This window comes from Aeromonas sp. PS2Canimalfood6 (assembly GCF_048276795.1).
Taxonomy (GTDB): Bacteria; Pseudomonadota; Gammaproteobacteria; order Enterobacterales; family Aeromonadaceae; genus Aeromonas; species Aeromonas caviae.
Genome location: NZ_JBLUXC010000051.1, coordinates 1 through 17,523, shown reverse-complemented (window position 1 = coordinate 17,523; position 17,523 = coordinate 1). Strand labels below are relative to the sequence as shown.

The following is a 17,523-nucleotide window of genomic DNA, read 5'->3' as shown; positions in this document are numbered from 1 at the left end:
TTTATCCCCTTTGCTCGGTAACGTGAATGATAGGCACATTGGCCAAATCATTCGCAGAGTAAGATTGATAGTCGTCCCGTCCGGGGACGGAAAAGGTTAGAAATCGTTCTGTAATCTGACCAGGCCAGATGGCTACGATAGGTTTGAGGCGAGCTAAATCTTGGAGCTGACGCAGTGGGTCTAGTTCCAACGTTGGCTCAAACAAAACTTGGATCCGGTCTAGCCATACAACATCAGACGCTATGCCATTCAGCATTTGAGCAATGATGTCTGAAACATGGCGAGACCGGTCATTGCATGATAGCGGTAACAGCCGCTCACATAACTGTTCTGAAAGCTCAAGATATGTCAGCCCTTCTGTTTGACGAGCAGACCTGATGATTTGTGTAGGTGAGTTGATGACTAGCACCAAGGCGCTAGATTGGACACTCATTCTCAACAGGGCCTTGTTGGCTTCCGCTTGCAGCTCGTATGCCGAAGATACGCTTGTTACATGGATTGGTTGCCCGAGCATCGCTCTCTGCTTAATGACACAAATAAATTGGCATATTCTAGCGATTTCAACTTGGTCTGTCTCATCAGAAACCGTGAGATAGCGTGTCTTTATGAATCGCCCCGGCTCTCCAACTGACTTGGGATCCACATAACCACCCAGCTGGATTCAAGGCTGAGACACAGATTGTGACCAATACTGACTTCTTTGTTATCTATTAGCGCCATGGTACGCCATCAGTGGCATGCGGGACTTGCGCTGGTTCAAAGGTGGTGCGCTATAATGCCTGTATATAAATACAGGTGTTGTTGCCATGAAGCTGTTAATCCCAGACCCATCACCCGCCGAGGTGACCATCCCGCTGTTCTTGCACCGCGCCTCTTGCGGTTTTCCCAGCCCAGCCAGCGATTATCTGGAAGGGAAGTTGGACCTCAACACCCACTGCGTGGCCCACCCTGCAGCAACCTTCTATCTGCGTGCCGAGGGGGAGAGCATGACCGGGGTCGGCATCTTTCCCGGTGACTTGCTGGTGGTCGATAAGAGCCTCACCCCGCGACATGGTGATGTGGTGATTGCACTACTCGATGGCGGCTTCACGGTAAAGACCTTGCAGCTCAAGCCGAGGTTGCGGCTGTTGCCAGCCAATCCGGCGTTCACGCCTATCGACCCTTGTATGAGCCTCTCCCTGGAGTTGTTCGGAGTGGTCACCCATGTGATTGGCAATCTGAGACAGCGTGATGGCTATAGCGCTCGTTGATGTAAACAACTTCTACGCCAGCTGTGAGCGGCTGTTTCGCCCTGAGCTGCGTGGCCGCCCGATCGTTGTGCTCTCCAACAACGATGGATGCGTGGTGTCGCGCAGCCCCGAAGCCAAGGCGCTGGGTATCAAGATGGCCGGGCCCTACTTCAAGATCCGCGAGCAGTTCGAGGCGCATGGCGGTGTGGCATTCAGCTCCAACTACGCGCTCTATGGAGACATGTCTGGCAGGGTGATGAGCACGTTGGAGACCATGGCCCCCGAGCTGGAGGTCTACTCCATCGATGAAGCATTCCTGTCACTGTCAGAGTCGTTTGCCGGGGACCTGACAGCCTATGGGCAACAGATCCGGCAGCGAGTTTGGCAGTGGACCGGCCTCACGGTAGGGGTTGGGATCGGCCCCACCAAGACCCTCGCCAAGCTGGCCAACTATGCAGCCAAGAAGTGGCCTGCCACGGGCGGCGTCGTGGACTTGCGTGACGAGCTGCGCCGTGCCCGGCTGATGGCTATCACCCCGGTGGACGAGGTGTGGGGCATAGGACGGCGCTTGGGGGCCAAGTTGGTGGCACAAGGCATCAACACCGTGGCTGACCTGGTGGCTAGCGATGCCAAAGGGTTACGCGCCCAATACGGCGTGGTGGTCGAGCGGATCGTACAGGAGCTGCGTGGCCTGCCTTGCGCAGAGCTGACCGTTGAACCGGCGGCGAAGCTGCAGATCCTCTCGAGCCGTTCCTTTGGTGAGCGCGTGACTGACCGTGGAGAAATGGCCCAAGCATTGTCAGGCTTTATGGCTCGCGCAGCCGAGAAGCTGCGGGCCGAGGGGATGTGTTGCCAGCGGGTGCACCTGTTCGTGCGAACCAGCCCCTTTGACGAACGAGCGCCTTACTACAGTGAGCAGGCTGGCGTCCGGCTGGTCTGCCCTAGCGATGATACCCGGTTGCTGCTGCAGCAAGTGAACGTGCTTCTACCGCAGATTTGGCGCGACGGTTACCGTTATCAGAAGGGGGGCGTCATGCTGAGTGAGTTCACCCCCAAGGGGCAACAACAGGCAGATCTCTTTGCCCCGTCCTCCGCTCAATCAGATGCGCTGATGGCAGTGATGGACCAGATCAAAGCCAAGGGATTGGGGCGCGTAGGCTTTGCCAGCCAAGGCACTGGGTCGCCTGAGTGGATGATGCGACAAGAGCACCTGAGCCCCTGTTACACCACCCGCTGGGAGGACCTGCCGGTGGCGAGGTAAAAGCCACAGAAGGTTGAAACAGTCTATTCAAAGCTCGCTGGACAGGTAAATTTTGGACGGGAAATTTTTTTCCAAACGAGGAACTGATACAACAGAGAGCGCCAACTTTCGCAAGAGTCAGTTACCTTTTGAGAAAGGTGAGAGTTAAAATTTCCTCCACGGCCAATTAACCACATATGACCATTCCAGCCCAGATAACACTATGTTATTGCAGAAGTTCTGATGTTAGGCATACGGTTAGGCATATATTAATTTTCTGAATTGGCGATTTTAATTTAAGATCAATTAGTTAGTCATTAGGTTCAACATCCCCCAGCCCACCAAACGTTTGGAAAGGGCCACTTCGCAAGAAGTGGCCCTTTTTGTATCCTTTTTCTGGCTTTCAGAGGATGTAACCGCCCCAAGAGCACAGTGCATGACCAGACCTGAGGCCAAAGGCTCTGCGGGGGTGGCTGCATTTGACATGGGCCAGCTCCAGGTGGCGTCGCCAGCAAAAACCGGCGAGTGAAGCAGCAATTTGCCCGGGCGCTGTGGGCCACGCCATCAGCCCAGCGCCTCCATGGGGTTGAAACAACCTCGAGGGTTCGCCCCCGAGAATCTTCCACTAGCCGTTGGCAGTGGAAGGCTGGGTCAGATGAACGACGGGATTTTCGGAGAAGAGGTAGCGGTCATCCTCCATTTCGTCATCGAAGATGGTGGCCTGGAAGAGCATCTGCTTGGTGTTCTCCAGGTGCTGCCACATGGCCAGCTTGGCCGCCTGCGGATCCTTGCGCATCAGGGCCTTGAGGATCTGGTCGTGATCGTCGCACCAGCTGGAGATGGCCTTGTCGTCGATATGCTCGTGGAGCTTGCGCCAGTAGGGGTTGCGCTCGCAATGCAGCCAGGGAGCCAGGGCTTCGGGGTGGGCGAGATCGTCGTCAAGCGCGGCTCTGAGCCTTGCCTGGTGGTCACGGCAGCGCAGCAGATCGAAATCGCCGCCCTGCGGTTGTCCCCCGAACAGGTGATCGACACCACGGCGGCGGGCGACTCCTTCAGCGCCGGTTATCTCGCCGCACGCCTGCAAGGGGCCGACGTCGCCGACGCCGCCCGGGCAGGCCACCGCCTGGCGGCGGCCGTCATCCAGTATCCGGGGGCCATCATTCCCCCCTCCCACATGCCATCACTCAAGGAAACGCACCATGTCTGATCTCATCGCCCGCCTCGAAGCCCTCAAGGTGATCCCCGTCATCGCGCTGAAAGATGCTGCCCAGGCCGTCCCTCTCGCCCGGGTGCTGGTGGAAAATGGCCTGCCCGCCGCCGAGGTGACCTTCCGCACCCCCGCCGCCGCCGAGGCCATCCGCCAGATACGCGCGGCCTACCCGGATCTGCTGATCGGGGCCGGCACCGTGCTCAACCGCGAGCAGGTGGATGCGGCCGTTGCGGCGGGCGCCGACTTCATCGTCAGCCCCGGCTTCAACCCGACCACGGTGCAGTACTGCCTGGACAAGGACGTCACCATCATCCCCGGGGTCAACAACCCCAGCCTGGTGGAGCAGGCCATGGAGATGGGGCTGCGCCACCTCAAGTTCTTCCCGGCCGAGCAGTCTGGCGGCACCGCCATGCTCAAGGCCCTGGGCGCCGTCTATCCGGTGCGCTTCATGCCCACCGGCGGCGTGACGCCGGCCAATCTGAAGGAGTATCTGGGGCTGAATGCCGTGATCGCCTGCGGCGGCACCTGGATGGTGCCGGCCAAGCTCATCGACGAGGGCAGGTGGGAAGAGCTGGCCGCCCTGGTAAGAGAGGCAGTGGCGGCCCTGTGATCATCGGTTGAGCGTGGGAAGGTCTGCCCTCCCCCGGATGTGTTGAAGAGCCACTTCCCGCGAAGTGGCTTTTTTATGCCCTGCAAGGGCTGGAGATCAATGTGCGGTGCGGTTGCAGCAGTCTGCCAGCGGCTTATTCCCCTGCGTCATCGGGCGTCAACACCAGCCTGCGCCAGGGCCCCGTGATGTCGCAATGACCCGTCTCTTCGGTGTTCTCCCAGCCCAGGCGATGATAGAAAGCCATCGCCGTGGTGTTGCGCATGGCCACCTTGAGGGAGGCCGGGGAGGGGTATCCGGCCAAGCCGGCGGCAAGCAAGGCCCGCCCCATGCCCTGCCCATGCCAGTCCGCCACCACGTAGAGATGATGCACGAAGCTCTCGGCCCCCCAGATGGAGACGAATCCGCACGGGCTGCCCCCTTTCTCCGCCACCCAGATCTCCTCGCCCCGGGTCTGCTCGGCAAAATCCTCGAGCCGGAACAGGGCGGGATCAACCCAATGGAAGGCCTGGCGCCTTCCCTTGAGGAAGAGCTGCGCCAGCATGGGCTCGTCAGCTTCCGTCATCATTCTGATCATGACACCATCCTTGCGTTGCGTGCTTGTCGCTTCCCACTCTCGATGGATCCCGCCGTGCTGTCAAATCGGCAATGTGGACCCTCTTGAATACGTAACCGTGTGACACAGGGCTGCCTATTTTATCGCCTCAGGGGCTATACTGCCGAGGTCCCGTCCATGACTGGTTTGAGGTTCACTGATTTATGGATAACAAGCAAATTGAAGGCAGTATTCTGGTACCCGCCCACATTGACGATGTCTGGCGGGCCTGGACCACGGAGAGCGGGCTGCGCAGTTTTCTGGCGCCGGAGTGCCTCATGGTCCCGGAACCCAACGGACCGTTCGAGATCTATTTCAGACCCGATGCTCCCCTCGGCGAGCGTGGCAGCGAAGGGTGCCGGGTGATGGCGGTCATGCCCCATGATCTGCTCAGCTTCAGCTGGAATTTCCCTCCCCAGTTTCCCCACATTCGTCAGCAGAAGACCCAGGTCAGCCTGCGCTTCGTGCCGGAGGGCCAGGGCACCCGACTCCACTTCCTGCAGACCGGCTGGGCGCAGGATCCGGACTGGGACCAGGGCTATGCCTACTTCCGGGAGGAGTGGCTGGAACTGAGTCTGCCGAGGCTTCAGTACCGTTTCACCCACGGCCCCATCGACTGGAACAACCCGCCGGGCAAGCAGCAGCTGAAATCCCTGGCCCAGTGACGTCCATTCAAGCGATGGGCATGGCATGAAAAAGGACCCGCTCAGGGTCCTTTTTCATGGATGGGCAGGCGGTCACTCCACCGGCTCTTCATCGAACAGGGGGTGATAGAGCACCTCGCCCCTTACCCCGTCGAGCCCGCCGGGTTGCAACTCCATCGCCATGAAACACTCCGTCGGCACCTCATAGATGCAGTGCAGGCCGAAGTCGCTGGCAGGCCGAAAGCCGAAACGGGCGTAGTAGGCGGGATCCCCGAGCACCACCACCGCCTTCCAGTCCATCTCCAGTGCCGTGTCCAGCCCTTCCCGCACCAGATCCGAGCCAATGCCCTGCCCCTGCCAGTCGGGATGCACGGCCACGGGTGCCAGTCCCAGCCAGGGCCCTTCCTGTCCCTCAATGGTGATCGGGCTCAGCATCAGGTGCCCCATGAACTCGTACTCTTCCTCCTCGACCATGGTGACCACGGCGGCCCCACATTCTCGCAGGCGGTTGACCAGTTCGGCCTCGTCGGGACGACCAAAGGCGGCACTCACCAGCTCATAGACTGGCAGCATGTCGCCGGGACGCTCGGTTCTCAACATACAGCGTTACTCCTCGTACAGCAGGGCGGCCATTATTCCACAGAAGTGGTGCGCCTCTTCACTGCCTTTGTCTGAAAATGGGAGGGCGGACTCAGGAAAACGCCTGACAGACCCCGCACCAGGCTTCGCGATGACCGCCCTTGCGCAAGCCATCAGCGTCCGTCGTCAGGCTGTCTCAATCGCCGCAGATAGGCGAGGCCCAGATCCCCGCACTCCTTGAGCAGGGCGCCACCACCATGGGCCTGCACCCCGGGCGCCTCTGGCGCCAGCATGGCCAGGGGATAGCGCCGCACCGTCAGCCCGCTGAGTGTCTGCTCGCCCTCTGTCGCCTCCCCCGCCATGAAGAGCGCCACCCCCTCATCGTGCAGTATGGCCACAACCACCTCCTCGTCATCCAGCCAGGGGGCCAGCGCCTCTTTGCGTGCATCCGTCAGGCGCGCCGGGCGATCCAGCCGCCAGTGATCGAGCTCGAGGGCGCCATCGGCCGGATCTGGCCGACGCCCGTCATGGTGCATGCCAGTCTTTTCCATCACCCGGCCTGAGGCGAGGTTGCCCGGCATGTGGCGGGCGGTGAGGGCAGGCAGGCGCCACTGTTCGAAGGCAAACGCCCTGACCAGGCTCGCGGCCCGGGTGGCCAGCCCCCTGTTCTGCCAGGGCACGCCGACCCACCATGCCAGCTCCCCGTGCCAGTGCAGGGAGAGAGAGCCGACCAAGGGAGCGGGCTCGTCTTCACGCCCCTGGGGCAGAGTCAGGGCCCAGGTGCATCCCAGCCCGAGAGCAGCCTTGCGCCCGCTCAGGGCAAGCCAGTCCCGCGCCGCCTCCGGCGAATAGGGGTGGGGGATGTTGAGGGTATAGCGGGCGAGCGCCGCATCCGAACAATAACGCAGGATGGCGCTCTCATCGCCGGGCAGCAGGGGGCGCAGCACCAGCGCGTCCTGCCCGCCAGGCTCGCGCAGCACCGGGGTCATCAGGCGGCGGGCAAGCAGGCGTTGCAGGGCAACCCCGAGGTCGTCATCGGCACCGAGGCGATGATCCGCCCCCGCGGGCCCCAGGGTGAGCAGGCCGCTCTCTCTGGCCAGGGTCAGCAGGGAGCCGGAGGCAGCGATCAGGATCTGCCGGTCCGGCTGTGTCGCCATCAGCGGGGAGGCGGCCTCCCCCAGCCAGGCGGCAAGCAGGTCGCGGGCACGGAGAATGCCATCTGGCGGGCTGACCGACCAGGGAGCCATCTCCCTCGCCTCCCCTTTGCCAAGCAGCAGCCACCAGCGGTTTCCCTGGTGCTGCCAAGCCTGCAACGCCGCTTGCCAGGAGGGGCGCCAGAGCGCACCCTCGATCAACAGATCCATTCCTTCCCCCACATCCGCCCCCCGGATCAGGCACCGGGTGCCCGGGCGGCACCACACTCCTGTCTGAGGCAGCATAAGCAGCTGCCAATGAGTTGTTAAACCATATGTTTACCATGGTTAAACGACATACCCCATGAAAAAATGCCATATGGCTGACTTGATGGCGGTCACATTCCTTCCCCTCCTCGCTTCCTATCATGCCCCCATCATGGCGTGACCAAAGACGCCCATGAAGGACAACGGATAACAAGAGAACACACTATGCAGCCAACCAGCCCACTCAAAACGGTAGTAGTCAGTACCCTGGCGACCGCCCTACTGATCTTCGTGGCCCAATCCCTCATCGGGAAGCAGGAGATCAGACTCGGCATCGCCATCATCCCCATCCTGCCCATGCTCTTTGCCGTCATCATCGGCATGATCGTCTCCGCCAAGCCCGTCAAGGATCGCATTCCCGGCTGGAAGAGGCTCTTCACCGAGCGAGAAGAGGGCTTCTGCGGCAAGATGGTGGGTTTCAGCCTGCTGATCCTCGGGACCCAGTATGCGGGGATGATCATCCCCAACCTCAAGATGATCCTGAGCGTCGGCGTACCGCTCTTCCTGCAGGAGATAGGCAACCTCCTGCCCATCCTCATCGCCATTCCGCTGGCGGTGAAGTTCGGCTTTGGCCGCCGCGCCATCGGGGCCTGCTCCTCCATCAGCCGTGAACCCTCGGTCGCGGTGATCCAGGGCAAGTTCGGCACCGGCTCCCAGGAGTACATCGGCGTGCTCGCCATCTACCTGTGCGGCTCCGTCATCGGCACCCTCTGGTTCAGCGTGCTCGGCAGCATTGCCCCCCTCACGGGGCTGCATCCCCTGGCCCTGGCCGCCGGTTCCGGCGTGGGATCCGGCTCCATGCTGAGCGCCGCCTCCGGTGCCCTCATCAACGGCCTCGACGAGGCGATGGCCCAGCAGGTGCTCAGCATCGCCGCCGCCTCGAACCTGCTCTCGTCGGCCCTGGGAGCGCTCTCCCTCACCTATCTGGGTCTGCCGCTCGCTGAAAAAATCTATGCCCTGACCGCCAAAGGAGAGAAAGCATGAAAAGCATCGTGATGGATATGCGCTTCGTCTTCCTGGCGATCCTGCTGGCCATGTTCACCCAGACCCTGACCTCGGGCCTGCCGCTGTGGCAGATGGGGGACAGCTTCGTCGCCATGTCCCTGGTGGTGTTCGCCTCCCTGGTGACCAAGCGCTATCTGCCCTCCTCCCTGCCGGCCTTTGCCTATGCCACCATCATCGGCATTCTCATCTGCCTGCCCGAGACCCCGGTGCGCGGCCTCTTCATCGATGCCGTGGCCAAGATCTCCTTCCTCTCCTGCTGCGTGCCGCTCCTGGCCTTCGCCGGCCTCTCGGTGGGCGGTCAGCTGGAGGAGCTCAAGAAGATGTCGTGGAAGGTGATCCTCATCTTCATGATCGTCTCCACCTGCTGCTTCTTTGGCGCCTCCCTGGTTGCCCAGCTCGGTTTCTCCATTCAAGGGATCATCTGATGAACCACTACCATATCGAACCTGACCTGTTGGCCCTGCGCGACTTCAGCTACGAAGTGCGCCACCACCTGCACCGCATCCCGGAATACTCCGGGGCCGAGTTCAAGACCTCTGCCTACTGCCGTGGGTTGATGGAAGAGTTCGGCTACAGGATCACCCTGTATCCCGGCTTCACCGGTTTTCACGGGGATCTGGCGGTCGACCCTGCCCTGCCCACCATTGCCTTTCGTGCCGACATGGATGGCCTGGAGATGCACGACATGAGCGAGGTGACGTTCAAATCCACCCATGAGGGGATGGCCCACAACTGCGGCCACGACTCCCACATGGCGATCGCTCTGACCGCCGCCAATTTTCTGGCCGCCAACCGCGAGCGCCTGCGGTACAACGTCCGCTTCATCTTCCAGATGGCGGAAGAGGACATGCGCGTCCCCGGGGCCGAAAAGATGGTGGAGCTTGGTTGCATGAAGGGGGTGGACGAGGTCTATGCCCTGCACAACGACGGCGCCATGGAGACGGGCACCATCAAGTTCAACCAGGGGGTCATGTCCTCCTGGGGATCTGCCTGGACGCTCGATGTGCACGGCATCTCCGCCCACGGCTCCACCCCCCACAAGGGGCTGGATGCCATCCGGGAGGCGGTGCGGATCATCGAGGACATGGACTACATCGTCGCCAAGCGCACCAGCCCGTTCAGCCCGGCGGTCTTTGGTTGCGGCATGATCAACGGCGGCACCATTCCCAACGCCATCGCCGATCATGTGCAGGCCCGTGGCACCATCCGCGCCATGGATGCCGAAACCGACCAGATCCTGAAAAACAGCTTCAGGGACATCATCGCCCAGAGCGAGCTGCGCGGCTTCAAGACCACCATGGTCCATGCCGGCTACCCGGCGGTGGAGAACCACCCCCAGGCCTGCGAGCGCCTGCAACAAGCCGCCTCGGATGTGTTGTCCAGCGACGGGATCAACGCAAAGGGCCAGCCCATGACCGGCAGCGAGGACTTCAGCTACATGATCAACGCCACGCCAAGCCGCATGGGGGCCATGTTCTTCCTCGGCAGCGGCAATCAGGCCAAGGGGATCTGCAACTACCTGCACGCGAACCCCTATTACCTGGACGACGACTGCCTGCTGGTGGGAGCCCAGATCTTCGTCAATCTGGCGACCAGGGTCGACTGACGGGCCAGGGGGATCTGCCACTACCAGCACCACGTCAATCCCCTACTACCCGGATGATGACTGCCTGCTGGTGGGAGCCCAGATTTTCGTCAATCTGGCGACCAGGGTCGACTGACGGGCCAGGGGGATCTGCCACTACCAGCACCACGTCAATCCCCTACTACCCGGATGATGACTGCCTGCTGATCGGTGCCCAGATACTCGTCAATCTGGCGACCCGAACCCCCTAAGCAGCAAGGGGGCTGCCGCACCCCGAAGCCCTGCTGGATGATGGCGATCTGCTGCTCGGCACCCGGAGCGCCGTCAATATGGTGACCACGATAGCCGGGAGAGAGGGATCACCGGGAAAAGGCAGCGCAGGACACCACTTATCACAAAAAAGAGAGGCCATTGGCCTCTCTTTTTTGCCTCTATGCAGCACATCTGACTCCCCCTGACGGCCTTCAGAGCCAGGGCAGGGTCGCAGACGGGGCGGGCGTTCCCTGGTTGAGCAGCGCCAGCTGCACCGTCTCCCGGCTCACATGGGGGGCATAGAGGTGGATGAAGTCGTACATGTAGTCCCGCAGGTGGGCGTGCCTGCGCAGGCACACATGGGCCACGCTCGAGGCGATCAGATGATCGATGTTGAGGCAGACCAGGCTCTCCCTGTCCCCTTCGTCGAACGCCGAGGTGGCGATCACCCCGACACCCATCCCCAGGCGCACATAGTGCTTGATGATGTCGCTGTCGGTGGCCGTCAGCACGATGCGGGGGCTGAGGCCATGGCGACCGAACGCCTTGTCCATCTTGGAGCGGCCGGTGAAACCGAACACATAGGTGATGAGGGGATACCGGGCCAGATCCGCCATGGCCAGCGGCTGGCAGTCCAGCAGCGGATGGCCGTGGGGCACCACCACGCTGCGCCCCCAGCGATAGCAGGGCACGGTCGCCAGCTCGTCGAACAGGTGCATGGACTCGGTGGCGATGGCCATCTCCACATCCCCGTTTTGCGCCATCTGCGCCAGTTGGGCAGGGGCTCCCTGATGCAGCTGGATGCTCACCTCGGGGTAGCGGCGGGAGAATTCGGTAATGACCGCCGGCAGCTTGTAGCGGGCCATGGTGTGGGTGGTGGCGATGCGCAGCACCCCGCTGGTGGCCAGCTGATCCCCGAGGGAAAGCTGGCCAATTTGCTCCACCTGGGCCACCACTCCCCTGGCCAGCTCCATCACCTGCTCCCCCATGGGGGTCAGGCCCGACAGGTTCTTGCCCTTGCGGGTAAACAGCGCCAGCCCTAGCTCCTCTTCCAGCATCTTCATCTGCTTGCTGAGGGTCGGCTGGGAGGTATAGAGCTTCTCCGCCGTCGCCGAGATGTTGAAGTTGTTCTTCACTATCTCGGTGAAGTTCTTGAGCCGGGCGATGTTCATCAGGGTGCCAGGCGCGCGATGTGCCAGCCGTCCCCCTCGCGGGTGTAATAGAAGCGATCGTGCAGACGGTGCTCCCCGCCCTGCCAGAACTCGACGGTGTCGATGCGCACCCGGAAACCACCCCAGAAGCTCGGCAGCGGCACCTCGCCATTGGCAAACTTCTGTTTGAGTTCGAGGAACTTGGCCTCCAGCACGCCACGGGCCGAGATGCGGGTCGACTGTTTGGAGACCCAGGCGGCGATCTGGCTGTCCTTGGGACGGCTGTGGAAATACTTCATCACCTCGAAGGTGCTCATCTTCTCCACCCGACCGGTCACGTGTACCTGTCTGTCCAGGGTATGCCAGGGGAAGAGCAGGCTGATACGGGGGTTGCCCTCCAGCTGATGCGCCTTGCGGCTGCCCATGTTGGTGTAGAACACCATGCCTTCGGCATCGTAGTGCTTGAGCAGCACGGTGCGCTGCCAGGGCTGGCCATCGGCATCCACGGTGCCCACCACCATGGCGGTGGGATCGGTCAGTTTGGCCTCGCACGCCTGGGCCAGCCACTTCTCGAACAGGGCGAGGGGCTCGGCCGGCAGATCGGCCCGGTGCAGTCCACCCCTGGTGTATTCGCGACGCAGATCAGCCACATCCATCATCTTGATTTTCCTTCTCTCTTTCTCTGCCGCCCGTGCGGCGATGGGTGCAGGCATTGTGCGACGAGCGCGCCATGGGTACAAGCCTCGGGGCGGCCAAATGGCGGAGCAAAAAAAGAGGGAGGCTCATGCCTCCCTCTTTATGCCGATGACCGTCAGCCTACTGCTTGCCGTCAACCGGCGGGCAATGGGCCAGCATGCGCCGGTTGTAGTCCGCCGCATAGGCGCTCAGCCTGGCATGGGCCTCCTTCTGATCCGGCTTGATGACATCCCCGAATCCATCGAGATAGCGCACGCCGCAGCGCGCCTTGGCCGCCGCCTGCTGATCCGCCGCGATCCCGGGCGCCACCTCGCCGCGCCCGGCCCGCACGATCAGCCGGTAATCCTGCCTGGCAAGGCTGGCGCTGACCGCCTGTTCCAGGGTGTCTGCATCGGCCTGACAACCGCCGAGCAGGGTGAGCAGCAGCACCCCGGCCAGTCTCATGCCCGCCTCCGCTGCCAGCCCAGCAACGCCAGGGCCAGGGTCCAGAAGCCGAAGGCACCGCCGCCACCGCTTCCCCCCTCTTCGCCGCGCTGGGTGACCGAGAGCTTGAGGGGACTGATGGCGAAGAAGATGTTGTCGCTGCACGCCACCTTCAAGCGGGCAGTGCCATCCTGGCCCGCCGGGATGGTGACGCTCGCCGAGCCCGAGTTGGGTTTGCCGCTGGCAAGGGGAGTCCAGTTTGCCCCCTCGTCCCGGGTCATGAAGAGATCCACCTTGCTGCAGTTGATGGGGGCGGCATTGGTGCCGGCCACTTCCCAACTGATGGTCTGCGTCTTGCCCGCCCCCAGGGGGGTCACCACCGGGCTGGTCAGGGCGAAGGCCTTGCCGGTGTTGACCACCTGGATCTTCATGTCATCGCTGGCGACACCGCCCTTGCCGTCCCGCGCCGTGAGGCGGAAGTTCAGGTCCCGGTTGGTGGCAGGCCAGGCCTCCCCTATCGCCAGGGTGTTGGTGAGCAGGGAGGTGAGACTCGGCAGGGTGCGCTCCGGCACGCTGGTCGGCGCCACGAAACGGAACAGCGGGCGGCTGCCGTCGTCCACCATGGTGGCCGGGCTGCTCGACTCCGTCCCCAGATCGATCTGCTCCCAGGTGTAATTCAGCGGATCGCCGTCAAGATCGGCCCCCGCCCCCTTGAGCACGAAGGGGGTGTTGGCAGGGATGACGTAGTCATTGCCTGCCGCCACCTGGGGCGCATTGTTGACCAGCGCCAACGGGGTGCCGCAATTTGGCTCCGTGGCCATGTGGGCCCGCATCTGCTCGATGGACTTGCTGTGGAAATAGGGCTCGCTGTGGGGCTGCAGATCTTCGTCTCCGCAGATCCCCGCATAGGCCATGATGGAGCTGCCGCTGCCCGGCTCCCAGGCTTGGCTTGGTTCCCGGTTGCCGCCGCCACAACTGCCTGTGGTGCCGTTGAAGGTGTGGTCTGCCCCGAACTGGTGACCAATCTCGTGGGCCACGTAGTCGATGAAGAAGGCATCCCCCACCGGCTCGGAGGAGCCCGTCATCCCCGCCGATTTGTCAGGGGTGCAGAGTACGCCCAGTCCCGCCAGGCCGCCGCCACCGGTGTTGACCACATGGCCGATGTCGAAGGCCCCCAGACCCTTGGTCAGGGCATCGGCCTGCACCTGCATGTTGGCATCCACATCGCCATCATCATTGTTGAAGGGATCGTTCGCCACGTCGGTGAAGATGATGGTGTCGTTGCCGCTGGCCAGCTGGAATTCGGCCGCCACGTCACGCTGGTAGACCTCGTTGACCCGGTTGAGCAGGGTGGTGATGGCGCCAAGACCCGCCTCCACGGTACCGCCGTGATACTGGGTATACTCCCCCGCCGCCGAGATGGCGATGACATAGCGCTTGCGCTCGTTGCCATCCACCAGCACCTGACGGGCCAGCTTTTTGGCCTCGCCCCCGATCACCTTGTCCGCCTCTTCTTCCAGCCGGCTGTGGGCATCCTGCTGGTAATAGACGGCATAGCCTTCCCCATTGCGAAGGGGATCGACGAACACCATCTTTCCTTCATGGCTGAACATGGCGTGGAATCCCTGGGGACCGAGATCGAAGCGCCCGGTCTCGCCCGGCGCCGCTTCGTTGTGCCCCTTGAAGGCCAGGATATCGGGATATTTGGCGGCCAGATCCGCCGGCAGCAGATCATAGGGTTGCAGGCTGAAGGTCACCTCCTTGCCATCCGGCAGAGGCAAGGTCAGGCGGCGCTCGCCCCCCTTCAGGGCAGCCAGGTAATCGGTAGAGACGGTGACGATGCGATACTGGCTGGCCCTCACCTCGTACCCATCGGCGGCGGTGGCCCGCGCCGTGACCGTATGCCACTCGCCGGCCATCAGGTTGCCGGACGTCATCAGACCCGCCACCAGCACCGCCAGCGGAGAATATTTCATCAACTGCATCTTTTTAATTCCTTTTTAAACGGATTCACCTGAACTGCCACGGCATCATTTGCCCGCTGGTCCGATTAGTCCAGCAACATCCTCTGTACATTCCCCGAATGGGGAAGGTTGCACCAATGCAGACTAGCCCCTATCATGGCGCGGATTTGTCCGTTCCAGAACCCCTCTTCGACGGGGCCGGTTCACTCTTTCTTTGGCCAAGGTTAATCTCATGCTCAAGTCCCCACTGTTGCCCCGTTTCGGGGATCTGGTCGTTGCCATCGTTGACGATGTGCTGGGTCAGGGTCTTACCCTCGACCGCGCCTATGCACGTCACTTCTCCGGCATCGAACTCAAACCGCAAGAACAGGCAAGGATTGCCCTGGTCACCGGCGATCTGCTGCGCCGCCTCAGCCTCTACTGCTTCCTCACCGGCATCCAGGTCCGTCAGGCGGAGAAGAATGTCTGGCCGCTGCTGCACAGCTGGCACGCCTTCCACAAGATAGATCAGCCTAACCACCCGACCCTGGATCGCTTCAACGAGGAGGCGTTCCGCCGCCGCCTGACCGAAGCCAAGAAGAACCCGGTGCTGATGGACGGCTGCCCTGCCTGGCTGGAAAAACTCGGCAGCGAGCAACTGGGCGACGCCTGGCCGGCCGAGCGTGCCGCCCTGGCCTGGATGCCCAAGCGTTACCTGCGGGTCAACACCCTCAAGTGCACCCGGGACGAGCTGCAAGCCATGCTGGCCAAAGAGCATGTCACCACAGTGCCCGTCGACGGAGTGGAGACCGCCCTGCAAGTGACCTCGGACGCCGCCCTGTTCCGTACCCAGGCCTTTGCCGACGGCTGCTTCGAGCAGCAGGATGCCGGCTCCCAGCTGGTGGCCGCGGCCCTCGACGTCAAGCCCGGCATGCGGGTCATCGACGCCTGTGCCGGTGCCGGCGGCAAGACCCTGCACCTGGCCGCCATGATGCAGGGCAAGGGCCGTCTGCTGGCCATGGACGTGGAAGAGTGGAAACTGGAGAACCTCAAGCAGCGCGCCCGCCGCGCCGGTGCCCACAACGTGGAGACCCGGGTCATCACCAGCAGCAAGACCGTCAAGCGCCTGAAAGAAAGCGCCGATCGCGTGCTGCTGGACGTCCCCTGCTCCGGCCTTGGCGTGCTCAAGCGCAACCCGGATGCCAAGTGGCGCGACACCGCCGAGCGCCTGCCGGTGCTGGTCGCCCTGCAAGAGGAGATCCTGCAGCGCTACAGCCAGATGGTGAAGGTGGGCGGCCTGCTGGTCTACGCCACCTGCTCCATCCTGCCCGAGGAGAACCGCCAGCAGGTGGACAAGTTCCTCGCCGCCAACGAACACTTCCGCCTGATCGGCGATCACAACGTCAGCCCGGCCGAGACCGGCTTCGACGGCTTCTACATGGCGCGCCTCGAGCGCATCGCTTGATGTCTGTCGTGGGCACAAAGAAAAGGGGAGCCAGTGGCTCCCCTTTTTGCATGGTATGAATGCGGCCTTATTCGGCGGCAGCGTCATCCTGCTTGTGCTTGGCGGCAGTTTCCTTGATCAGGGTCTGCAGCTCGCCGGCCTGGAACATCTCGATCATGATGTCGCAACCACCGACCAGCTCGCCCTCGACCCACAGTTGCGGGAAGGTGGGCCAGTTGGCGAATTTCGGCAGCTCGGCGCGGATGTCCGGGTTCTGCAGGATGTCGACATAGGCGAAAGGCTCGCCGCAGGACATCAAGGCCTGGGAGGCCTGGGCAGAGAAACCGCAGCTGGGCAGCTTGGGGGATCCCTTCATGTAGAGGATGATGGGATTCTCAGCCAACTGTTGTTTGATCTTTTCAATAGTTTCCATAAATGCCTCACTGGAGCGATTTCGGCGGCCATTCTACTGCAATCCGGGCAGACCACAAACTGGCAAACCGTTGCGAATGAAAGAAGTCATGCATCAATACGCCGCAGCTTGATCCGGATCATGGCAAGAATCAAGGGTTGTTCGCCCATCTTTGATACTGCTACAATCGACGGGCTTTGGGCCGTCTGGCCCCCTCATTTCAAGAACAATTCTTTTCAAGATTGAAAAGAGTACGCAATGTCTTGCAACCGTCGCCTTCGCACGGACCAGCCAATGGAGAGTAGAAAATGGCTTTCGAACTTCCCGCTCTGCCCTATGCAATCAATGCTCTGGAACCGCACATCTCCCAGGAAACCCTGGAATACCACCATGGCAAGCACCACAACACCTACGTGGTCAACCTGAACAACCTGGTGCCGGGTACCGAGTTTGAAGGCAAGTCTCTGGAAGAGATCATCAAGACCTCCACTGGTGGCGTCTTCAACAACGCTGCCCAGATCTGGAACCACACCTTCTACTGGCACTGCCTCTCCCCGAACGGCGGTGGCGAGCCCACTGGCGCCCTGGCCGATGCCATCACCAAGGCCTTCGGCTCCTTCGCCGAGTTCAAGGATGCGTTCACCAAGTCTGCCATCGGCAACTTCGGCTCCAGCTGGACCTGGCTGGTGAAAAAGGCTGACGGCTCCCTGGCCATCGTCAACACCTCCAACGCCGGTTGCCCGCTGACCGAAGCCGGTACCACCCCGCTGCTGACCGTCGACCTGTGGGAACACGCCTACTACATCGATTTCCGCAACCTGCGTCCGAAGTACATGGAAACCTTCTGGGCCCTGGTCAACTGGGAATTCGTGGCCAAGAACCTGGCTGCCTGATAAGCCTTTCTTGCCAAAACGCCCCGCACTTGCGGCAATGCTGTTCACTTAAGCGGAGCCGCATTGCGATTTACCGGAAAACGGGTCTTTGATATCTTCACCGCCCTGGGTCTCGATGGCCTGGGGCGTTTTTCTATGAACATGACGCCTATGCA

General features: G+C 61.9%; 20 protein-coding genes. 10 read left to right on the top strand and 10 right to left on the bottom strand.

The annotated features are described in order from the left end of the window. Nucleotide 1: 1 nt before the first annotated feature. Complete coding sequence (gene brxF, locus ACNPAA_RS17070; protein ID WP_412674232.1) at nucleotides 2-514, bottom strand: BREX-3 system P-loop-containing protein BrxF; 513 nt, start codon at nucleotides 512-514, stop codon at nucleotides 2-4. 292 nt (nucleotides 515-806) lie between these two features. On the opposite strand from brxF, the gene umuD reads away from it, so the two are divergent. After that, the gene (umuD, locus tag ACNPAA_RS17065; RefSeq protein WP_201956055.1) at nucleotides 807-1,250 is read left to right on the top strand and encodes a translesion error-prone DNA polymerase V autoproteolytic subunit; all 444 of its coding nucleotides are present in this window, start codon (nucleotides 807-809) and stop codon (nucleotides 1,248-1,250) included. Beyond that, the gene (umuC, locus tag ACNPAA_RS17060) at nucleotides 1,231-2,490 is read left to right on the top strand and encodes a translesion error-prone DNA polymerase V subunit UmuC (protein ID WP_187268275.1); all 1,260 of its coding nucleotides are present in this window, start codon (nucleotides 1,231-1,233) and stop codon (nucleotides 2,488-2,490) included. Before umuD ends, umuC begins: the two co-directional genes overlap by 20 nt. A 604-nt stretch (nucleotides 2,491-3,094) precedes the next feature. Here the strand turns inward: umuC and ACNPAA_RS17055 are convergent. Next, nucleotides 3,095-3,310 (bottom strand): FCD domain-containing protein, encoded by a 216-nt coding sequence (locus ACNPAA_RS17055; RefSeq protein ID WP_235712607.1) that lies wholly within the window; start codon nucleotides 3,308-3,310, stop codon nucleotides 3,095-3,097. A 15-nt stretch (nucleotides 3,311-3,325) separates the two neighbouring features. On the opposite strand from ACNPAA_RS17055, the gene ACNPAA_RS17050 reads away from it, so the two are divergent. Together ACNPAA_RS17050 and ACNPAA_RS17045 are read left to right on the top strand one after the other, a co-directional pair. Beyond that, nucleotides 3,326-3,676 (top strand): PfkB family carbohydrate kinase, encoded by a 351-nt coding sequence (locus ACNPAA_RS17050; protein WP_408758956.1) that lies wholly within the window; start codon nucleotides 3,326-3,328, stop codon nucleotides 3,674-3,676. Beyond that, complete coding sequence (locus ACNPAA_RS17045; protein WP_244812442.1) at nucleotides 3,669-4,289, top strand: bifunctional 4-hydroxy-2-oxoglutarate aldolase/2-dehydro-3-deoxy-phosphogluconate aldolase; 621 nt, start codon at nucleotides 3,669-3,671, stop codon at nucleotides 4,287-4,289. The genes ACNPAA_RS17050 and ACNPAA_RS17045 overlap by 8 nt, the downstream gene beginning before the upstream one ends. Nucleotides 4,290-4,422: 133 nt before the next feature. Here ACNPAA_RS17045 and ACNPAA_RS17040 read toward each other — a convergent pair whose 3' ends face one another. After that, entirely contained in the window at nucleotides 4,423-4,863 is a 441-nt protein-coding gene (locus ACNPAA_RS17040; RefSeq protein WP_041212649.1) for a GNAT family N-acetyltransferase, read from the bottom strand. Nucleotides 4,864-5,045: 182 nt separating this feature from the next. Here ACNPAA_RS17040 and ACNPAA_RS17035 point away from each other — a divergent pair, with 182 nt between their 5' ends. Then, nucleotides 5,046-5,546 (top strand): SRPBCC family protein, encoded by a 501-nt coding sequence (locus ACNPAA_RS17035; protein ID WP_010673967.1) that lies wholly within the window; start codon nucleotides 5,046-5,048, stop codon nucleotides 5,544-5,546. A 72-nt stretch (nucleotides 5,547-5,618) separates the two neighbouring features. Here the strand turns inward: ACNPAA_RS17035 and ACNPAA_RS17030 are convergent, their stop codons facing one another. Both ACNPAA_RS17030 and ACNPAA_RS17025 read right to left on the bottom strand, forming a co-directional pair. Continuing rightward, nucleotides 5,619-6,125 carry a GNAT family N-acetyltransferase gene (locus ACNPAA_RS17030; protein ID WP_010673966.1) on the bottom strand — a complete coding sequence of 169 codons (507 nt, stop codon included), beginning with the start codon at nucleotides 6,123-6,125 and terminating at the stop codon, nucleotides 5,619-5,621. A 152-nt stretch (nucleotides 6,126-6,277) separates the two neighbouring features. Beyond that, entirely contained in the window at nucleotides 6,278-7,468 is a 1,191-nt protein-coding gene (locus ACNPAA_RS17025; RefSeq protein WP_417891893.1) for a GNAT family N-acetyltransferase, read from the bottom strand. A 261-nt stretch (nucleotides 7,469-7,729) separates the two neighbouring features. Here ACNPAA_RS17025 and ACNPAA_RS17020 point away from each other — a divergent pair, with 261 nt between their 5' ends. Genes ACNPAA_RS17020 through ACNPAA_RS17010 form a run of 3 tightly spaced genes read left to right on the top strand, consistent with a single transcriptional unit; the run spans nucleotide 7,730 to nucleotide 10,175 of the window. After that, on the top strand, nucleotides 7,730-8,548 hold the full coding sequence (locus tag ACNPAA_RS17020; RefSeq protein ID WP_010673963.1) for a DUF3100 domain-containing protein: 819 nt from the start codon (nucleotides 7,730-7,732) through the stop codon (nucleotides 8,546-8,548). Then, nucleotides 8,545-8,994, top strand: a complete 450-nt coding sequence (locus ACNPAA_RS17015) for a hypothetical protein (protein ID WP_042016367.1) — start codon at nucleotides 8,545-8,547, stop codon at nucleotides 8,992-8,994. The genes ACNPAA_RS17020 and ACNPAA_RS17015 overlap by 4 nt, the downstream gene beginning before the upstream one ends. Further along, nucleotides 8,994-10,175 (top strand): M20 metallopeptidase family protein, encoded by a 1,182-nt coding sequence (locus ACNPAA_RS17010; RefSeq protein ID WP_103243514.1) that lies wholly within the window; start codon nucleotides 8,994-8,996, stop codon nucleotides 10,173-10,175. Before ACNPAA_RS17015 ends, ACNPAA_RS17010 begins: the two co-directional genes overlap by 1 nt. A 443-nt stretch (nucleotides 10,176-10,618) precedes the next feature. On the opposite strand, the gene ACNPAA_RS17005 is transcribed toward ACNPAA_RS17010, so the two are convergent. The 4 genes from ACNPAA_RS17005 to ACNPAA_RS16990 all read right to left on the bottom strand — a co-directional run bounded on the left by ACNPAA_RS17005 (nucleotide 10,619) and on the right by ACNPAA_RS16990 (nucleotide 14,661). After that, complete coding sequence (locus tag ACNPAA_RS17005) at nucleotides 10,619-11,578, bottom strand: LysR substrate-binding domain-containing protein (RefSeq protein ID WP_103243515.1); 960 nt, start codon at nucleotides 11,576-11,578, stop codon at nucleotides 10,619-10,621. After that, nucleotides 11,578-12,216 (bottom strand): pyridoxamine 5'-phosphate oxidase, encoded by a 639-nt coding sequence (pdxH, locus tag ACNPAA_RS17000; RefSeq protein ID WP_103243516.1) that lies wholly within the window; start codon nucleotides 12,214-12,216, stop codon nucleotides 11,578-11,580. The genes ACNPAA_RS17005 and pdxH overlap by 1 nt, the downstream gene beginning before the upstream one ends. 157 nt (nucleotides 12,217-12,373) lie before the next feature. Then, entirely contained in the window at nucleotides 12,374-12,697 is a 324-nt protein-coding gene (locus tag ACNPAA_RS16995) for a hypothetical protein (protein ID WP_010673958.1), read from the bottom strand. Next, nucleotides 12,694-14,661, bottom strand: a complete 1,968-nt coding sequence (locus ACNPAA_RS16990; RefSeq protein WP_417891892.1) for a reprolysin-like metallopeptidase — start codon at nucleotides 14,659-14,661, stop codon at nucleotides 12,694-12,696. Before ACNPAA_RS16990 ends, ACNPAA_RS16995 begins: the two co-directional genes overlap by 4 nt. 211 nt (nucleotides 14,662-14,872) lie before the next feature. On the opposite strand from ACNPAA_RS16990, the gene ACNPAA_RS16985 reads away from it, so the two are divergent. Further along, a complete protein-coding gene (locus ACNPAA_RS16985; RefSeq protein WP_010673956.1) occupies nucleotides 14,873-16,084 on the top strand; it encodes an RsmB/NOP family class I SAM-dependent RNA methyltransferase in 1,212 nt (403 codons plus the stop codon). A gap of 67 nt (nucleotides 16,085-16,151) precedes the next feature. Here the strand turns inward: ACNPAA_RS16985 and ACNPAA_RS16980 are convergent, their stop codons facing one another. After that, nucleotides 16,152-16,496: a Grx4 family monothiol glutaredoxin gene (locus ACNPAA_RS16980; protein ID WP_010673955.1), complete on the bottom strand. Its 345-nt coding sequence runs from the start codon at nucleotides 16,494-16,496 to the stop codon at nucleotides 16,152-16,154. Between the two features lie 287 nt (nucleotides 16,497-16,783). On the opposite strand from ACNPAA_RS16980, the gene sodB reads away from it, so the two are divergent. Continuing rightward, the gene (sodB, locus tag ACNPAA_RS16975) at nucleotides 16,784-17,368 is read left to right on the top strand and encodes a superoxide dismutase [Fe] (protein WP_010673954.1); all 585 of its coding nucleotides are present in this window, start codon (nucleotides 16,784-16,786) and stop codon (nucleotides 17,366-17,368) included. The last annotated feature ends 155 nt before the right edge of the window (nucleotides 17,369-17,523 follow it).